Origin of the sequence: Flavobacterium luteum, from assembly GCF_008806775.1 — a bacterium.
In the GTDB taxonomy this organism is placed as follows: domain Bacteria; phylum Bacteroidota; class Bacteroidia; order Flavobacteriales; family Flavobacteriaceae; genus Flavobacterium; species Flavobacterium luteum.
In genome coordinates this window covers 312290-331264 of sequence record NZ_WAEM01000003.1, presented here as the reverse complement: position 1 = coordinate 331264, position 18975 = coordinate 312290, and the positions used below count along the sequence as shown (strand labels likewise).

Below are 18975 nucleotides of genomic sequence, written 5' to 3'. Positions count from 1 at the left end.
ATGCTTTTTCTGTACAACTTATTGATGATTTTTGCTGGATTTGTCATAAAAATCATTGCCTTATTTAGCCCAAAAATAAAACTGTTTGTTACTGGACGACAAACTGTTTTTGAAACTTTAACACTACAAATAGGCCCTTCAGACCGAACAATTTGGTTTCACGCTGCTTCACTTGGCGAATATGAACAAGGACTACCAGTAATGGAAAAATTAAAATTAGAATTTCCGAATCATAAATTAGTATTGACTTTTTTCTCTCCATCTGGGTTTGAAGTGCGTAAAAACAATACCGTTGCCGATGTAACCGTTTATCTGCCTTTAGACACCAAAGTAAATGCAAAAAAGTTTATACAATTAGTGCATCCTGACTATGTGTTTTTCATAAAATATGAATATTGGCCCAATTACTTAAATGAATTAAAAAAACTTCAAATACCTACTTATTTAATTTCTGGAATTTTTAGAGAAAACCAATTGTTTTTTAAATGGTATGGTGGGTTTTACAGAAAAGCTTTAGATGCATTTAATCATTTTTTTGTGCAAAACTCCGGTTCAAAAGAATTGTTAGCGCGATTAGGAAAAACAAATGTTACTGTTTCTGGAGATACTCGATTTGACCGAGTAGTTTCAATTTTAGAAAAAAATAATACTTTGGATTTTATTTCAGAATTCAAAAATAACACATTGACAATTGTAATAGGGAGTTCTTGGCCTAAAGACGAGAGTTTATTAGTAAATTTTATTAATTCTTCTAGGCATAATTTAAAATTTATTATTGCTCCACACAACATTAAACCCGAACAAATCCAAGATTTAAAAAAAATAATTTGCAAAAAAACAGTTTTGTATTCCGAAAAAGAAAACAAAAACCTATCCGAATACAATGTTTTTATTACTGATACAATTGGAATATTAACCAAAATTTATAGCGAAGCCGATATTGCTTATGTTGGTGGCGGTTTCGGAAATCCTGGTGTTCATAATATTTTAGAACCCGCCACATTTGGCGTTCCTATTGTTATTGGGCCTAACTTCTCCCATTTTGCTGAAGCTACAGCTTTAGTTAATATGAAAGGTTGTATAACCGTTTCTAATCAAAAAGAACTGAACGAAGCTTTTGAAAATTTAATTCAGAATGAAGACATCAGGCATGAAAAAGGACATATTTGTTCCACTTTTGTAAAAATGAATAAAGGGGCGACAAAGAGTATTGTTAAATTCATTCTTAATGAAAGCCTAAAGAACTTGCAGTAAAAAAAATTAAACCCAACTTTACATTTTATATAATATTACTTATGAGAATCATAAAACTACTTCTACTATTATTTGTTATTCAAACGCAGGCACAGCAAGGTGGCATGTGGATTCCTTCACTTCTAAAAGGGATGAACGAAAAAGAAATGAAAAGCTTAGGGATGAAAATTTCTGCCGAAGATATCTATTCTGTCAATCATTCGAGTTTAAAAGATGCTGTTCCACAATTTGATGGTGGTTGCACCGCAGAAATGATATCAGATAAAGGATTGCTTTTAACCAATCATCATTGCGGATTTGACGCCATTCAAACTCACTCTACAGTAGAACACGATTATTTACAAGATGGTTTTTGGGCTTATAAAATGGAAGACGAATTGCCAAACAAAGACATGGAAGTAATGTTTGTAGTTCGAATTGAAGACGTAACAGCTAAAGTTTTAGATGGGGTTTTAAACCTTGCTACCGAAACCGAAAAACAAAAGAAAATTCAAGAAAACATCTCTGCGCTAAACAACTCATCTCCAAAAGAACCCTGGCAGGAAAATAAAATAAGAACTTTTTTTGACGGAAATCAATATCTTTTATTCGTTACTGAAACCTATAAAGACATTCGACTTGTTGGAGCACCACCGAGTGCGATTGGCAAATTCGGAAATGATACTGATAACTGGGTTTGGCCTCGACACACTGGAGATTTTTCATTATTTCGAATTTATGCCGATAAAGACAACAAACCCGCTGTATTTTCAACAAGTAATGTTCCTTATAAACCAAAACATTTCTTCCCAATATCTATTTCAGGATTAAAAGAAAATGATTTTACCATGGTTTTAGGGTATCCAGGTCGTACACAAGAATATTTACCCGCGGTAGCTGTCAATCAAATAATTGAAACATTGAACCCCGCCAAAATTGAAATTCGTGATGCTGCTTTAAAAGTACAAGATCGATTTATGAGAAAAAATCAAGCCATCAAAATTCAATATGCATCAAAATATGCAAGTGTCGCCAATTATTGGAAAAAATGGATGGGAGAAAGTAAGGGTTTAAAAAAAGCCAATGCAGTAGCTGCCAAGCAAAAATTTGAAAAAGCATTTCAAGAAAAAGTTATAAATGCGGGAAAACAAACTGAATATGGGAATTTACTCGCTGATTTCGAAAAAAATTATACTGAAATTAAAGACTTTGCATTGGCAAGAGATTATTTTATTGAAGTGGTTTTACGAAATACAGAAACACTCCTTGTTGGCTATAAATTGTATCAATTAGAACAAATTTTAAAAAACAAAGGCGAACAAGCATTTACCGATAGGAAAAAGAATCTGATTGAAGGCATTGGAGATTTTTACAAAGATTACAATGCAGAAGTAGACAAAAATGTTTTTGAACAGTTAATTGATTTATATGCAAAAAAATCTCCAAAACAGTTTTTACCCTCTTTATTAAATAATTTAGACGCAACGAAACTAACAAATGATATTTTTTTAAATTCTAAATTAACTTCGCTATCTGGTTATAAGGAATTACTAGACGGCGATTCTAAAACGGTGATTAATAAAATAAATAGCGATATTGGATATCAATTAATAAAATCATTATCAGACATTTATACTACTGATGTAGCTCCAAAATATGACGAATTGAATTTGAAAAATAGTGCTTTACAAAGAACCTACATGAAAGCTATTTTGGAATTAAGTTCAAAAGCAGACCGTGTTTTTCCAGATGCCAATAGTACATTACGAGTAACGTATGGAAAAATAAAAGGATACAAACCTAACGATGCAGTTTATTATGAACCTTTTACTACGCTTGATGGTGTAATGGAGAAATACATTCCTGGAGATTATGAATTTGATGTTCCTAAAAAATTAATAGATTTATACACTACAAAAGATTACGGCTCCTATGGAGTAAAAGGAACAATGCCAGTATGTTTTATTGCAACAAACCATACTACTGGCGGCAATTCAGGAAGCCCTGCTTTAGATGCAAAAGGAAATCTAATAGGATTAAATTTTGATAGAGTTTGGGAAGGAACCATGAGTGATATTTATTATGACCCTAAGATTTGTAGAAATATAATGGTAGACATTCGTTATGTTTTATTTATTATTGATAAATATGCAAATGCAAAAAACTTAATAAATGAGCTATTTATAGTTGGGCAAAAAAAATAAATTAAACTTAAATATTTATAAATCAAATATTTAAATCTTAAAATTTGGTAAAAAACACAAAAAAAAAATTATTTTAACCTTTTATTAACTATGGCACAGTAATTGCTAAGAATATGGAAGTTGCAAATGATAAATTTGAAAAAAAAATTGAAAAATATTTTTCCCTATAAAAAAATTTATATCTTTGCATCGAATTAATAATTAACCTTTTATAATTAAGTAAGATGAAAAAAGTATTTTTAAGTTTAGCCGTTATTGCTGCATTAACTGTAGTATCTTGTAAACAAGCTGAAGTTCCAGCTGAAGCTCCAGCTGAAGTAGTTGATTCTGCTGCTGTTGTAGTTGATTCTGCTGCTGCTGTTGTTGATTCTGCTGCTGTTGTAGTTGATTCTGCTGCTGCTGCTGTTGAAGCAAAAAAATAATTAGAAACTTTTCTAAAGATTTTAAAACCCCGCTTTACGGGGTTTTTTTATACTTCAAATTTAGTTTAAAAAGAATCTATCTCGGGAAAAACCAAATCATTTGAGGAAAAATCTAAAACTTCTGATTTTTGAGCATACTTCTGTATTTCTGTAATTCCTTTTTGAAGCAACAACTCGGTGGTATACTTTCTACTAGTTGCAAAATGGACTTCTTCTAACATTATTTTAAAATAAAATTTTCCCCCTGCGGTTTTTGCTTTTACAAATGTTATTGTTTCAATTTCATTTTTAAAATATTCTATTCCTTCTTCACATTCAAATTTTAACTCATAGCGAAAACTTGTAAAAATTGCCTTCCCTTTTCTTGAAGTGAAAACAAATTTATAATAATCGTCAAATCTTTTACTGATTACAAAAGCACCCATAAATTAAATTGTGTTTAAAATAAAAAAAGCTTCAAACTATGTTTGAAGCTTTCTTGTACTCAGAGCGGGACTTGAACCCGCACGAACATTGCTGTTCACTGGATTTTAAGTCCAGCGTGTCTACCAATTTCACCATCCGAGCGTTTTACTTTTTAGTATTCTTAGCAAATAAAAATTAACTATATAGCTTTCGATTAATATGGTTTGAGCGAAAAACGGGGCTCGAACCCGCGACCTCGACCTTGGCAAGGTCGCGCTCTACCAACTGAGCTATTTTCGCATTTCAATTTTTATAAAGAACTACAAATACTTATTGTGTATTGCGAGGGCAAATTTAATACTTTAATTCAATTCTACAAGTGTTTTTATATAAAAAAAATAGTCGTTTATTAACTCTTTGATTCCCTTTTGTTTACGTAAAATAATTACTTTTTTAAAAGCATTCTCTTTATTTCATTCAACTTCATCATCGCTTCAATTGGAGTTAATGTATTAATATCAAGATTTAAAATCTCCTCTTTAATTTCTTCCAATAAAGGATCGTCTAAATTAAAAAAACTCATTTGAATTTGCTGCGCCTGTTCGGCTTTCAGGCTCGAGCCTTCCTTAGTTGATTTCAAACCATTTAGGGCTTCGCTTGAATGGTCTTTTTCTAATTTTTTTAATAATTTTTGGGCTTTCAAAATAACTGTTTGTGGCATTCCAGCCATTTTTGCAACATGAATACCAAAACTATGAGCACTTCCGCCTTTTACTAATTTTCTAACAAACAAAACGGTGTTTTTCAATTCTTTTACAGAAACATTATAATTCTGAATTCCATCTAATGAATCCGACATTTCATTTAATTCATGATAATGCGTAGCAAAAAGAGTTTTAGGTTTGGATGGATGTTCGTGCAAATATTCAGCTATTGCCCAAGCTATTGAAATTCCATCATAAGTACTTGTACCACGTCCTATTTCATCTAACAACACCAAACTCCTATCCGAAATATTATTCAAAATAGAAGCTGTTTCGTTCATTTCGACCATAAAAGTAGATTCTCCCATCGAAATATTATCGCTTGCCCCTACTCTAGTAAAAATTTTATCAACAACCCCCATTTGCAAACTATCAGCAGGAACAAAGCTACCCATTTGCGCAAGCAAAACTATAAGAGCCGTTTGTCTTAAAATAGCTGACTTACCAGACATATTAGGTCCAGTTATCATTATTAATTGTTGGGCTTCTCGATCTAAAAAAACATCATTAGAAATATATGGCGTGCCAACTGGCAGCTGTTTTTCAATTACGGGATGTCGACCGTTTTTTATTGTTAATTCATATGATTCATCAAGTATTGGGCAAACATATTTATTTTCGATAGCTAATTGAGCAAAAGAAGTAAGACAATCTAACTGCGCAATTAAATTAGCGTTTAATTGAACGGGTTTTATATACGTCGCAATCCAAGAGACTAATTGGTCGAAAATTTCAGACTCTAATTTGTGAATTTTTTCTTCTGCACCTAAAATTTTCGTTTCGTATTCTTTTAATTCTTCGGTAATATACCTTTCAGCATTTACCAATGTTTGCTTACGAATCCAATCTGTTGGAACTTTATCTTTGTGGGTATTTCTCACTTCTATGTAATAACCAAAAACATTATTAAAAGAAATTTTTAAAGACGTTATACCTGTTTTTTCGGATTCGCGTTTTTCAATCCCATCTAAATATTCTTTTCCTGAATTTGATATTGCTCTTAAATCATCCAACTCAGCATGAACCCCTTTTGCAATAGCATTCCCTTTTTGAATTGCAACCGGCGCTTCTTGATTTAAAGTTTTTTTAATTTTTTCTCGAAGCAAATCACAACTATGCAAACTGTCTCCTATAATTTTTACTGCTTCTTGTGTACTTCTAAGTGCTAAATTTTTAATGGGAATTATAGCATCTAAAGAAGCTGACAAATAAACAACCTCTCGAGGCGACACTTTACCCGTAGCAATTTTAGATATTAATCGTTCTAAATCGGAAATTTGTTTGATTTGATGTTGAATGCTTTTTAAAACTTCTTGATTTTCATTTAAATACGTTACAACTTCATGACGGCTTCTAATTTTGTTGATATCCTTTAATGGCAAAGCCAACCATCGTTTTAACAATCTTGCTCCCATTGGTGAAAGCGTTTTATCAATTACATCTAATAAGGTTACGGCATTCGGGTTGTAACTGTGATACAATTCTAAATTGCGTATCGTAAATCGATCCATCCACACATAAGCATCTTCAGCAATACGCTGTATGGCGGTAATGTGTTGTCTTTTATTGTGTTGAGTTTCGGACAAATAGTATAAAATAGCTCCCGAAGCAATTATCCCTTCGGTAAGCTCCTCAACTCCAAAACCTTTTAGCGAATTGGTTTGAAAATGATTCATTAACGTTTCTAAAGCGTAATCTTCTTTATAAACCCAATCTTCAAGATAAAAATTATGAAAATCTTCACCAAAATTTTGCTTAAAATCACCTTTATTTTGTTTTGGAATAAGCACTTCGCTAGGCTGAAAGTTTTGCAATAATTTATCTATGTATTCATTATTACCTTGTGCAGTAAGAAACTCACCAGTTGAAACATCTAGAAAAGAAATTCCAATAGTTTTTTTTCCAAAATAAATAGAGGCTAAAAAATTATTCGACTTCGATTGTAAAACCTCATCATTCATTGAAACTCCTGGAGTAACCAACTCCGTAACTCCTCTCTTAACAATGGTTTTGGTCATTTTTGGATCTTCAAGCTGATCGCAAATAGCTACTCTAAGTCCTGCTTTTACTAATTTTGGCAAATACGTATTTAAAGAATGATGCGGAAAACCCGCCAAAGCGGTCTCGGTTGATGAGCCTGCTCCTCTTTTTGTTAACACTATTCCCAGAATCTTAGAAGCACGAACAGCATCTTCTCCAAAGGTTTCATAAAAATCTCCGACTCTAAACAACAAACAAGCATCTGGATATTTCCTTTTGATTTCGTTATACTGTTTCATTAACGGAGTTTCTTTAACTTCTTTTTCTTTGGCTACCAATTTTATTTATTTAGATTGTCTAAAAATGCATCAGCGAATTTAAAAATTTAAAAGGAATAAATATTGATACTTAAAAAAAAATATCTTTTAAGAAAATTTTATAATTTGTTTTAAAAAAAATATTTAGATTTGTTTAAATAATTTAATTATAAAATACAAATGAAAAAAATATTCTTATTAGCAATGTTAACCATTTTTGGCATTGCAAACTCTAACGCTCAACAAGTAAAAAAAACTAAAAAAACGCTAGCGAAGAAAACAGCAATTGCTGAAACTCCAAAAGTTATTGCTTCTAAAGTTATTGGTGCTAAAGTAGAAGGAGCTGGGATGCTTTTTGAAAACGAAACCATAGACTATGGTACTATTGCACACAATGCTGATGGTAATCGCGAATTTGTTTTTACTAACAATGGCTCTAAACCATTAATTATTACTAATACCCAAGGGTCTTGTGGATGTACTGTGCCAACAACTCCTAAAGAACCAATTGCTCCAGGTGCAAAAGGTAAAATTGGTGTTAAATACGCTACAGACAGAGTTGGTGCTTTTACAAAAACAGTTACCGTTACGTCAAATGCTGAAGGACAAGCTACTAAAACATTAACTATCAAAGGTACTGTTTTAGCTGATGAAGTTCCTGCTGCAACTCCTACAACAAAAAGCTAATTAATTTAATATATATAACAAAAAAGGCTTCCTGTTAGGAAGCCTTTTTTGTAAAATTCCCAATTAATCATTATGCGAAAGCTTGAAAATAGTGAACTAAAAAGAAAATCTATTGACGATTTTAAAATAGCCACAAAAACTCCTCTAATAATAGTTTTAGACGATGTGAGGAGTTTAAATAATATTGGTTCTGTTTTTAGAACTGCTGACGCTTTTTTGATTGAAAAAATATATTTATGTGGTATAACTGCAACGCCACCTAATAAAGAAATTCATAAAACAGCTTTGGGAGCCACCGAAACTGTAGACTGGGAATACCACGAAAATGTTTTGTCAGTAATTGAAAAATTAAAAAAAGAAAGTATTACCGTTTTAGCCATAGAGCAGGTAGAAAGTTCTATCTATTTGAATGATTTTGAAATTGATACTGCTAAAAAGTATGCACTGATTTTTGGTAATGAAGTTTTTGGGGTTGCTCAAAAAGCAATTGAAATTTGCGATGGTTGCATTGAAATTCCTCAATTAGGAACTAAACATTCATTAAATATATCTGTGAGTACTGGAATTGTAATTTGGGATTTATTTCAAAAAATCATTAAAAATAAATATCCTTTATAAAATGAAAAAATGTATTTCAGTTATACTTTTTGCAATAGTTTTTTTCATTACTAATGATAGCAATGCCAATGTTGCGCCAATTGTTAGGGCAACAGGCAATCAAAAATATTGTCCAAAAGCAAATCAAAAAATTGTAACAGACATTACCATAGTTGATCCTGATGATACTGGAACTGATGCATTCTACATACAAATATCTTCTGGCTACATTTTTGGAGAAGATGAATTAAAACTTTCTGGATCTCACACAACAATTACCTCCGATTGGAATACTTCAACAGGTAAACTAAAACTATATAGCCCGACTGGTATTATAATTCCTTATATAGATTTTATTACAGCAATAAAAGAAGTTGAATTTTATACTTCCTCTTCATCTCAAACAGGAAGCAGGACTTTTTCAATAAATATTGGTGATGCAAACTATCTTCCATCTACAGATCATTACTATCTATTTATTTCAAATCTAGGAATTCGATGGAATGATGCTAAAGTAGCAGCAGAAGCAAGTACCTATTATGGTCTTAAAGGGTATTTAACGACAATTACTAGTACTGATGAAGCAATATTTGTAGGAAAACAAGCTGCAGGAACTGGCTGGATTGGAGGTTCAGATGAAGGAAATGAAAGCGTATGGAAATGGGTAACAGGTCCAGAGAAAGGCACTGTATTTTGGAATGGTTTAGTTAATGGATCAACCCCAAATTTTGCTTTTTGGAACACTAATGAACCCAATCAATATGGAGGAATACCCGAAAATTTTGCTCATATTACAGCACCCGGAGTTGGAATTCAAGGCTCATGGAATGATTTGCCTGAGGCAGGAGAAACAAGCGGTTCTTATCAACCTAAAGGATATATAGTTGAATATGGAGGTATGCCTGGTGATCCAATTATAGAAATTTCGACAACTACTTCTATTACCATGCAAGCTAAACCATCACTGAAAGCAGATGAGGTTATTTGCTCTCAAACAGCCCTAACAACAACATTTAACTTTCCAGAAGGAGTTTTAGATTGGTATACAGATGCAACTGGAATTGTAAAGATTGCTACAGGAAATACTTTTACAACTCCAATACTCACTCAAAAAACTACCTATTATTATGACTTTGGTTGTCCTGAAAGAATACCTTTTTCAATAGATGTAATAGCTATTCCCACTATTACATCTTTAAACAATCCTATTACTTTGTGTGGCGCAAGCGATGTTAATCTGGAAGCTGATGCAAGTGCAGGAACTGTAAATTGGTACAGCAGTATGACTAGCACTAAGATTGAAGCAACTGGAGCAAAAGTTACGATTCCTACTATCAAACAAAGCGGTACTTATTATGCAGAAGCTGTAGACAGAGGCTGTAGTAGTTTAAAAAGAACTCCTATAGACATAACTATTCATCCATTGCCTAATGTTTCAGATGAAGAAATTATTATCTGTCAAGGCAAATCGATTCCTATAACTGCTGGAGTTGCCAACATGAACTATCTTTGGTCAACTGGAGAAAAAACACAAACTATATTTACAAATGGATCAAAAAACTATTCTGTAATTGTGACTTCCCCTTCTCCCGAAAACTGCTCTAAAACTAAGAACATTACTATTGTTGAGAATACTGTACCAAAAATAACTGAGATAATTGTAACAGAATTTAATGCACTAATAGTTACAAATGGCATTGGAGATTTTGAATATTCAATTGATGGAAAAAACTATCAAGACTCGCCTATTTTTAATTTTGAAAAAGGAGGCCTTTACACAGCATATGTTAGAGATAAAAACAAATGTGGCAAGGACTCACAACGTTTTGTAATCATTTCAATACCTAAATTTTTCACGCCAAATAATGATGGCTTTAATGATTTTTGGACTGTTAAAAACATTGAAGTGTATCATACATTTAAAATTGACATATTCAACAGATACGGAAAACTGATTACTCAACTAAATATAACAAATAAACAATGGGACGGCACATTGAATGGAAAGACTTTACCATCAGACGATTATTGGTATGTTGCAAAAATTGATGAAAGTATTCCGATTAAGAAAGGACATTTTTCTTTAAAAAGATAAAAATCAAATTGTTTTCTTTCTAATTTCCTCTAATATAAATGCATAATCTTGTTGGTTTTTAATAAAATCCCTATCGGAAACATCTATAATTAAGATGTTTAAATCGCTTTGAGATTTAATATAATCTAGATAACCCCAATTTATTTTATCCAGGTACTCTGCAGGAATTTCTTGCTCGTAACTTCTGCCTCTTTGCTTGATATTTTCTAACAACCGTTCGGTGTTTTGATACAAATAAATATACAAATCGGGCTTTGGCATTTCTTTATAAATAATCTCAAAGAGTTTTCTATACAATCTATATTCATCATCTGAAAGTGTAACTTTTGCAAAAATCAAGGATTTAAAAATATGATAGTCAGCAATTATAAAGTCCTTGAACAAATCAAACTGTGCTAAATCATCAGAAATTTGCTGGAACCGATCGGCCAAAAATGACATCTCAAGAGGAAATGCATATCGATTTTGATCTTCATAAAATTTCGGCAAAAAAGGGTTATCTGCAAAGCGCTCCAAAACTGTTTTTGCATTAAAATCCTGAGCAATTTTTGATACTAATGTCGTTTTTCCAGCACCAATATTTCCTTCTATAGCGATGTAATTGAATTTTTGCAAAGGAATTTTTTGTAAAGGGAACCCTAAAGTTTGAACGACCTTGCAATTGCTTTTATCTTCGGAAGCTTTTAACAATTCTGGTAAATATTTTTGCAGTATTGGGTGTCGCCAATCTAAATTTAAATCTCGCATGGGTAACAATACAAACATACGCTCTTGCATTAAGGGATGCGGCACTTTAAGTTTTTCTGAAGCAATAACATCTTCATTAAAAGCAATAACATCAATATCTATAACCCTTGCTTGATATCCGTCATCTGATGCCCGTATTCTTCCTAATTTTAATTCTAATGCTAAAACTTTTGCTAATAGTGCCTCGGCTGAAAGGGGCGAATGCACTACTAGAGCACAGTTATAAAATGGCGCGCTATCAAAACCCCAAGCAGGAGTTTCGTATAACTTAGAAACTTTAATAACTGTACCTACTTCATTATGAATAGATTCTATAGCTGACTGAATCGTTTCTAATCGATTCCCTTGATTACTGCCTAATGCTAAAACTACTTGATTTTGATTATCCATATAAAACACAAATTAACTAAAAGAATTTTAGAATAAAGTATATTTGTACCAAGTGTTAATAAATTTATTTAATACACAATTTGTAACAATTTTAAACTTTTTAAAACTAATAAAGAAAAAAAATAAGATTATGAAATTTTTAGGAAATGTATTGGCCACAGTAGTTGGTTTATTTGTCTTTTTTATGATTCTTTTCTTCGGGATGCTATTTGTAGCCACCATATTTGGTGGTGATGGTGAAACTAGCGATGTTAAAAAGAATTCTGTAATCGAATTGGATTTATCAGAAGTTAAAACTGATTATGCTGGAAAATTTAATTTTGAAGAATTTGATTATTACGAAACCAAACACGATGGATTATCGGATGTTATTAATGCTATTAATGCTGCAAAAACAGACGAAAACATTAAAGGTATTTCTATTTTAAATGATAATTCAAGTCTAGGAATGGCTCAAATTAAAGCGGTACGAAAAGCACTAAATGACTTTAAAAAATCAGGAAAGTTCGTTATGGCCTATGCTAATAACTATAGCCAAAAAGAATATTATTTAAACTCTGTTGCCAATACCATTTATTTGAATCCTGTTGGAGAAATGGAATTTAAGGGGTTGTCATCTGAAATCATGTTTTTTAAAGATTTTCAAGAAAAATATGGCATTAAAATGGAGGTTATCCGACACGGAAAATTCAAAAGTGCAGTAGAGCCTTTCTTAGAAAACAAAATGAGCGATGCTAATAGAGAACAAATGTCAACGCTATTGAATTCGCTTTGGAACAGTACGCTTTTAGACATTTCTAAAAGTAGAAATATCCCTGTTACCAAGCTAAACCAGATTGCAGATGGGCTTTTAGCGAGAACTCCAGCTATGGCAAAATCAACAAAGATGGTAGATGTTATTGCTTATGAAGATGTGTATCATGATGCTATTAGAAAAGTATTGAAAGTAGAAAAAGAGGAAGATTACAATACCGTTTCTATTTTGGAGTATGCTAAAAATGTAGCAACTACAACAAAAGACAATTCTGCAAAAGATAAAATTGCCATCATTTATGCTCAAGGCGAAATTGGAAGTGGAGAAGGTGATGTAAACCTAGTGGGAGAAGGTTCGATGAGAAGAGCTTTACAAGACGCCAGAAAAGACAAAAACATTAAGGCTATTGTTTTGCGTATTGATTCTCCGGGAGGTAGTGCCTTAACTTCTGATTTGATTTGGCGAGAACTAGAATTAACTAAAAAAGTAAAACCCGTTGTAGTCTCAATGGGTAATTTAGCAGCTTCAGGTGGGTATTATATTGCTTGTAATGCTAATACCATTTTTGCCGAAAAAAATACTATCACAGGTTCTATTGGTGTTTTTGGGATATTGCCAAATTTGACTAAAGTAACATCAAACTTAGGAATAAATGTAGAGCAAGTTAGTACAAATGAAAACGCTGCTGGCTATAGCATTTTTAAACCACTAGACGATAACTACCGTGCTTTTGTTCAAGAAAGTGTTGAAACAATATACAGCACTTTTGTAAATCGTGTTGCTAAAGGTCGAAAAATGACTTTTGCTCAAGTAGATAGCATTGCTCAAGGCAGAGTTTGGACTGGAGCAGACGCGCTAAAAATTGGTTTGGTTGATAAAATTGGAGGTATGGATGATGCTATAAAGTTTGCAGCCGATTTAGTAAAAACAAAGGAATACAAAACACAAAATTTTCCAGAATACAACAAAAGCTTCGAAGACTTATTAGGTAAACTTGGAGTTCCTTTTATGAAAACCAAAGAAAGTTTTATCAAAGAAGAAGTTGGTGAAGAAAACTATAAAGTCATTGAACAAATCAGAAAAGTTCAAGCTAAAAGAGGCGTTCAAGCTTCGATGCCTTTTGAAATGACCATTCGATAAAATAAAATAGTCTCAACTTACAATAAATCCGTTTAAGTAATTTCTTAAACGGATTTGTTATTTTAAGAAAACATTACAATGAGCTAACCTAGTAAATGCTATTTTTGTAATACAAATTATGAACTAAATCAAACATCATCATGATTAAGAAAATATTAAAAATTACTGGAATTATTATTCTTTTACTAGTCGCTTCTTTATTTGCAATTCCTTATTTTTTTAAAGACCAAATCAAAGCAAAAATAACAGAAGCTATAAATGAGAAAGTAGACGCTAAAGTATCTTTTGCAGATGCTGATTTGAGTTTGTTCAAGAGTTTTCCGCAAGCAAATGTTTCTATTGACAAATTATTAATTATCAACAAAGCTCCTTTTGAGGGAGACACCTTAATTTCTTTAGGCGAACTGAATTTAAAAATGTCTATAAAAGAATTGTTTAAAGGCAAGGAAGAATCAATGAATATTGAAGCCATTTCAACTGAAAATGGTTTAATAAATATTATTTTCAACAAAGATGGAGTTGGAAATTTTGACATTGCTTTAAAAGATAAAAATAAAAAAGAAGGAGGCGAAAGCAGTCCATTAGCATTAAAAATTAAAGAATATAAAGTAGAAAATTTAAGATTTAAATATTTTGATGAAAGCTCTAAAATAAAAATGACAATAGACAGTTTAAACCATTCTGGATCGGGGGATTTTGCAGCTTCAAAACTCGATTTGGTTACAAAATCAACTGCAAGTGTTTCCTTATTTATGGACAAAATCAATTATATGAATCGTGTCCCAGTAACTTTAGATGCTGTTTTAGGTATTGATTTAGATAAGAGTAAATACACTTTTAAAGAAAACAAAGCGCTTATCAATCAATTGCCATTAGAGTTTGACGGGTTTATTCAAATGGTAGAAAACGGTCAGGAATATGATTTAAAATTCAAAACGCCTACTTCTAGTTTTCAGAACTTTTTGGGCCTAATTCCATCCGCTTTTTCTGGCAGTTTAAAAGACGTGAAAACTACTGGGGATTTCGCGATTGCTGGTTTTGCTAAAGGTTTGTATTCGGATAAAACGGTTCCAAAATTCAATCTAGCCATTACTTCAAACAATGCTTCATTTCATTATCCTAACTTACCAAAATCAGTTCAAAACATTGTAATTGACACCAAAATCATCAATGAGACAGGATTATTAAATGATACTTATGTTAATTTAGACAAACTTTCCTTTAAAATAGATCAAGACGTTTTTAACGCTAAAGCAAATATTAGAAACATCTCCGAAAATCCTTTAGTGAATGCCGAATTAAAAGGAACAATTAACTTATCTAATGTTTCTAAAGCCTATCCCGTTAAACTAACTGTTCCGCTTTCTGGGATTTTAAAGGCTGATGTCGTAACAAAATTTGACATGAAATCTGTTGAAACCAATCAATATGAAAAAATGCAAAATTCTGGAAACATGACCTTAACAGGATTTAAATATGTGGATGAAGCTAATAAGGCCATGAATATTAATAAAGCTGTAGTTCAGTTTACCAACACCAAAATCAATTTGCAGGAATTGGATTTAACCACTGGAAAAACCGACATGAAAGTAAACGGAATTCTTGAAAATTTTTACGGATTTATGTTTAAAAAACAAGAGTTAAAAGGAAACTTCAATTTGCAATCCAACCAATTTGCTGTTGGCGATTTTATCACAACAGAAGTTCCTAAAGTAAATGAAAAACCTAAAGAAGCAGTAAAAATCCCAGCGTTCCTAAATTGTTCCTTAACGGCAAAAGCAAATACTGTTCTGTATGACAATCTAACCTTAAAAGACGTTTCAGGAAAATTGATTATAAAAGACCAAAAAGTAACATTAGACAACGTGAAAACTTCCGTTTTTGGAGGACAAATTGCTTTTAATGGTGATGTTTCTACAAAAGAAAAAGTGCCGTTTTTTAATATGAAGTTAGGAATGAATGCAGTGGACATTCAACAAACATTCACACAACTTGAAATGCTAAAAAAGATTGCTCCCATTGCAGGAGTTATTAGCGGAAAACTGAATTCGACTATAAAACTTTCAGGAAATTTAGATGATAAAGAAATGACACCAAATTTAAATTCAATTTCAGGGGATTTGTTAGGGCAATTATTATCTACAACTGTCAATCCTAATAATTCTGAACTTTTAACTAAACTAAATGAAAATTTAAAATTTTTTGATTTAAAAAACCTGAATTTAAAAGATGTCAAAGCGGCTCTAACCTTTAAAGACGGAAAAGTGAATGTAAAACCTTTTGATATAAAATACCAAGATATAAAGGTAAATGTAGGTGGGCAACACGGTTTTGACCAAATCATGAATTACAACTTAAAGTTTGATGTTCCAGCAAAATATTTAGGAACTGAAGCCAATAATCTTATTGCTAGATTAACTCCTGCAGATGCAAAAAAAATAGAAAACGTTCCTATAAATGCTTTGATTACCGGTAATTTTAAAAACCCAAAAGTTACTACTGATATGAAAAGCGCTATAACCAATTTGACCAATCAATTGGTAAAACAACAAAAAGAAAAAGCGGTTGCTAAAGGTAAAGAAACCATAAGCAGCATCATTACCAATGCTACAAAACCTAAAAGCGACACCACTAAAACTGATATCAAAAAAGATGTAAAAGCTAAAGCTGGCGAATTATTGAATGGTTTGTTTGGAAAAAAGAAAAAAGAGTAAGATACTTTTTGTTTATGAAACCCTTTTGCATTATAAATGCAAAAGGGTTTTGTTTTTTATAAACTCAAACTAACAATATACCCTTCAGAGCTTCTAATATTGAATACTGTTCCATCATTAAAAATAAGATACTGCCCTTTTATTCCAATCAAAACTCCTTTAAAAATTGGGGTTTTATCTAAACTTAAACTATTTATTTTTTTTGGATATTCTAAAACAGGATAATGCATTTCATACAAATCATTTTTATCTGAATAGAAAAAATCGTGCACTTCTTTAGGAAGCAACTTTTGCAATTTTAATTTTTCTTCAATCAAATCAGTTGAAGCAATATCGTTAGTAAGCATCTTTCGCCAATTGGTTTTATCTGCAAAATGATTTTTTAACGCAACCTCTGTTATTCCTGCTAAATAGCGATTAGGAACTTCTACAATCGACAATGCTTTTTCGGCTCCTTGATCTATCCAGCGAGTAGGAACTTGTGTTTTTCTCGTTACGCCAACTTTCACCTCGCTAGACAAAGCCAAATAAACAATATGTGGCTGTAATTGCACTTTCGATTCATAAACTAAATCTCTATCGGCAATTCCCAAATGAGCTGTGCTTAATTCGGGTTTCATAATCCAATCGCCTACTGCTGGGCTAGAATAAAAACAATCGTAACAAAATCCTTGTCGGAAAATTTTCTTCTTTTTGCCACAATTCAAACATTGAAACCCTTCAAATTTAATGGTGATTTCTTTATTTAATAATTGATTCATATTCAGAAAACTATTCTCAAAAACCAAATAATATTGAATTGGATTACCAAATTCCGTTTGCATTTTAGTGAGTACGCCTTCGTAAGTCATTATCAATTTAGGATTTTAGATTTAGGATTTTAGAACTAAATCGTTAGAATATTGTAAAATTTTGCTATTTTTGAATATGTTGTAAAGTTATGGATTTGCAATTGAATTTTTCAAATCCTAAATCGTAAATCTAAAATCCCTACTAATAATGCCATTACCAATAATCAATTCTATTGCTTCGTGGGTTTTAAAACAACGGATTCATCAAATTGAGTTGTTTTTAAAATATCCTAATGAAGTGCAAGAGGAATTGCTGATGAACCTCATTCGCTCTTCAGAAAATACTGTTATTGGTAAAAATTATGATTTTGATTCTATAAAATCATATCAAACATTTACGGATCGAGTTCCTATTTCAACCTATGAAGATTTAGAACCTTTAATTGAGCAAACCCGAAAAGGCGAGCAAAACATACTTTGGAGCACTCCAATAAAATGGTTTGCCAAATCGAGCGGAACTACCAATGCAAAAAGCAAATTTATTCCTGTAAGCAATGAGGCTTTAGAAGATTGCCATTACAAAGGAAGTAAGGATTTATTGTGTATGTATTTGAATAATAATGAAAATTCCGAATTGTTTCTTGGTAAAAGTTTACGATTAGGAGGAAGCTCACAGATTTATGAAAATAACAATTCTTTTTTTGGAGATTTATCTGCAATTTTAATAGAGAATATGCCAATTTGGGCAGAGTTTAGTAGCACTCCAAGCAATAGAGTTTCATTAATGAGCGAATGGGAGAGTAAAATTGCAGCCATTATTAACGAGACAAAAAACGAGAATGTAACCAGTTTTGCTGGAGTTCCCTCCTGGATGTTAGTATTAATGAATAAGATTTTAGAAGAAACAGGCGACGAAGATTTATTTGAAATTTGGCCTAACTTAGAAGTGTATTTTCATGGAGGCGTAAGTTTTGATCCCTATCGTGATCAATACAAAAAAATATTACCCAATTCAGATTTTAAATATTACGAAATATACAATGCTTCTGAAGGATTTTTCGCCATTCAGGACTTGAATAACTCTAGTGACTTACTGTTAATGTTAGATTACGGCATATTTTATGAATTTATTCCAATGGATGTTTTTGATACTCCAAATAAAAAAGCCATCCGATTATCTGATGTAGAATTACATAAAAATTATGCTATAGTTATTACTACAAACGGTGGACTATGGAGATATTTGGTGGGAGACACCGTTCGATTTACCTCATTAAATCCGTATAAAATTCGTGTAACAGGGCGAACAAAACATCATATCAATGTTTTTGGAGAAGAGTTGATGGTCGAAAATACCGACAGAGCCATTGCAAAAACCTGTCAGATGACACAAACCGAAATAGTGGATTATACCGTTGCTCCTATCTTTATGAAAGACAAAAACAAAGGTAGCCATGAATGGATGATTGAATTTAAGAAAAACCCTGATAATCCTGTTGCTTTTCAAAAAATTCTAGATGAAAATTTGCAATCTTTAAATTCCGATTACGAAGCAAAAAGGTATAATAACATGACTTTAAACCCATTGGTTTTGAACATCGCAAGACCCAACTTATTTTATGACTGGCTCAAACAACAAGACAAATTAGGCGGCCAACATAAAATCCCGAGGCTGTCCAACCAAAGAGATTATTTAGAACAATTGAAACAGATGCAATTAATCTTAAATCGTTAA

Annotated in this window: 13 protein-coding genes and 2 tRNA genes; 9 read left to right on the top strand and 6 right to left on the bottom strand. The window is 31.9% G+C overall.

The annotated features are described in order from the left end of the window. From F6464_RS08630 to F6464_RS14495, 3 genes are all read left to right on the top strand, one after another. On the top strand, positions 1-1254 hold the full coding sequence (locus tag F6464_RS08630; RefSeq protein ID WP_151107400.1) for a 3-deoxy-D-manno-octulosonic acid transferase: 1254 nt from the start codon (positions 1-3) through the stop codon (positions 1252-1254). Positions 1255-1295: 41 nt separating this feature from the next. Continuing rightward, complete coding sequence (locus tag F6464_RS08625) at positions 1296-3437, top strand: S46 family peptidase (RefSeq protein WP_151107399.1); 2142 nt, start codon at positions 1296-1298, stop codon at positions 3435-3437. A gap of 224 nt (positions 3438-3661) precedes the next feature. Next, positions 3662-3859 carry a PG1828 family lipoprotein gene (locus F6464_RS14495; RefSeq protein ID WP_191963343.1) on the top strand — a complete coding sequence of 66 codons (198 nt, stop codon included), beginning with the start codon at positions 3662-3664 and terminating at the stop codon, positions 3857-3859. A gap of 65 nt (positions 3860-3924) precedes the next feature. Here F6464_RS14495 and F6464_RS08620 read toward each other — a convergent pair whose 3' ends face one another. The 4 genes from F6464_RS08620 to mutS all read right to left on the bottom strand — a co-directional run bounded on the left by F6464_RS08620 (position 3925) and on the right by mutS (position 7346). After that, on the bottom strand, positions 3925-4284 hold the full coding sequence (locus F6464_RS08620; RefSeq protein ID WP_151107398.1) for a DUF1508 domain-containing protein: 360 nt from the start codon (positions 4282-4284) through the stop codon (positions 3925-3927). A 56-nt stretch (positions 4285-4340) separates the two neighbouring features. After that, positions 4341-4426 (bottom strand) — tRNA-Leu (locus tag F6464_RS08615). 65 nt (positions 4427-4491) lie between these two features. After that, positions 4492-4564, bottom strand: a tRNA-Gly gene (locus F6464_RS08610). Between the two features lie 145 nt (positions 4565-4709). Beyond that, complete coding sequence (gene mutS / locus F6464_RS08605) at positions 4710-7346, bottom strand: DNA mismatch repair protein MutS (RefSeq protein ID WP_191963342.1); 2637 nt, start codon at positions 7344-7346, stop codon at positions 4710-4712. Between the two features lie 159 nt (positions 7347-7505). Here mutS and F6464_RS08600 point away from each other — a divergent pair, with 159 nt between their 5' ends. From F6464_RS08600 to F6464_RS08590, 3 genes are all read left to right on the top strand, one after another. Next, complete coding sequence (locus tag F6464_RS08600; protein ID WP_151107397.1) at positions 7506-8012, top strand: DUF1573 domain-containing protein; 507 nt, start codon at positions 7506-7508, stop codon at positions 8010-8012. Positions 8013-8084: 72 nt separating this feature from the next. After that, positions 8085-8630 carry an RNA methyltransferase gene (locus tag F6464_RS08595; RefSeq protein WP_151107396.1) on the top strand — a complete coding sequence of 182 codons (546 nt, stop codon included), beginning with the start codon at positions 8085-8087 and terminating at the stop codon, positions 8628-8630. Position 8631: 1 nt separating this feature from the next. After that, positions 8632-10704, top strand: coding sequence for a T9SS type B sorting domain-containing protein (locus F6464_RS08590; RefSeq protein ID WP_151107395.1), 2073 nt, complete (start codon positions 8632-8634; stop codon positions 10702-10704). 3 nt (positions 10705-10707) lie between these two features. On the opposite strand, the gene folK is transcribed toward F6464_RS08590, so the two are convergent. Then, positions 10708-11841 carry a 2-amino-4-hydroxy-6-hydroxymethyldihydropteridine diphosphokinase gene (folK, locus tag F6464_RS08585; RefSeq protein ID WP_151107394.1) on the bottom strand — a complete coding sequence of 378 codons (1134 nt, stop codon included), beginning with the start codon at positions 11839-11841 and terminating at the stop codon, positions 10708-10710. Between the two features lie 130 nt (positions 11842-11971). Here folK and sppA point away from each other — a divergent pair, with 130 nt between their 5' ends. Together sppA and F6464_RS08575 are read left to right on the top strand one after the other, a co-directional pair. Beyond that, positions 11972-13735, top strand: a complete 1764-nt coding sequence (gene sppA, locus F6464_RS08580) for a signal peptide peptidase SppA (RefSeq protein ID WP_151107393.1) — start codon at positions 11972-11974, stop codon at positions 13733-13735. 140 nt (positions 13736-13875) lie between these two features. Further along, the gene (locus F6464_RS08575) at positions 13876-16449 is read left to right on the top strand and encodes an AsmA-like C-terminal region-containing protein (protein WP_151107392.1); all 2574 of its coding nucleotides are present in this window, start codon (positions 13876-13878) and stop codon (positions 16447-16449) included. 56 nt (positions 16450-16505) lie between these two features. Here F6464_RS08575 and F6464_RS08570 read toward each other — a convergent pair whose 3' ends face one another. Next, positions 16506-17300 carry a DUF2797 domain-containing protein gene (locus tag F6464_RS08570; RefSeq protein ID WP_151107391.1) on the bottom strand — a complete coding sequence of 265 codons (795 nt, stop codon included), beginning with the start codon at positions 17298-17300 and terminating at the stop codon, positions 16506-16508. Positions 17301-17448: 148 nt separating this feature from the next. Between F6464_RS08570 and F6464_RS08565 the strand changes: the two genes are divergently transcribed. Next, positions 17449-18975 (top strand): GH3 auxin-responsive promoter family protein, encoded by a 1527-nt coding sequence (locus F6464_RS08565; protein ID WP_151107390.1) that lies wholly within the window; start codon positions 17449-17451, stop codon positions 18973-18975.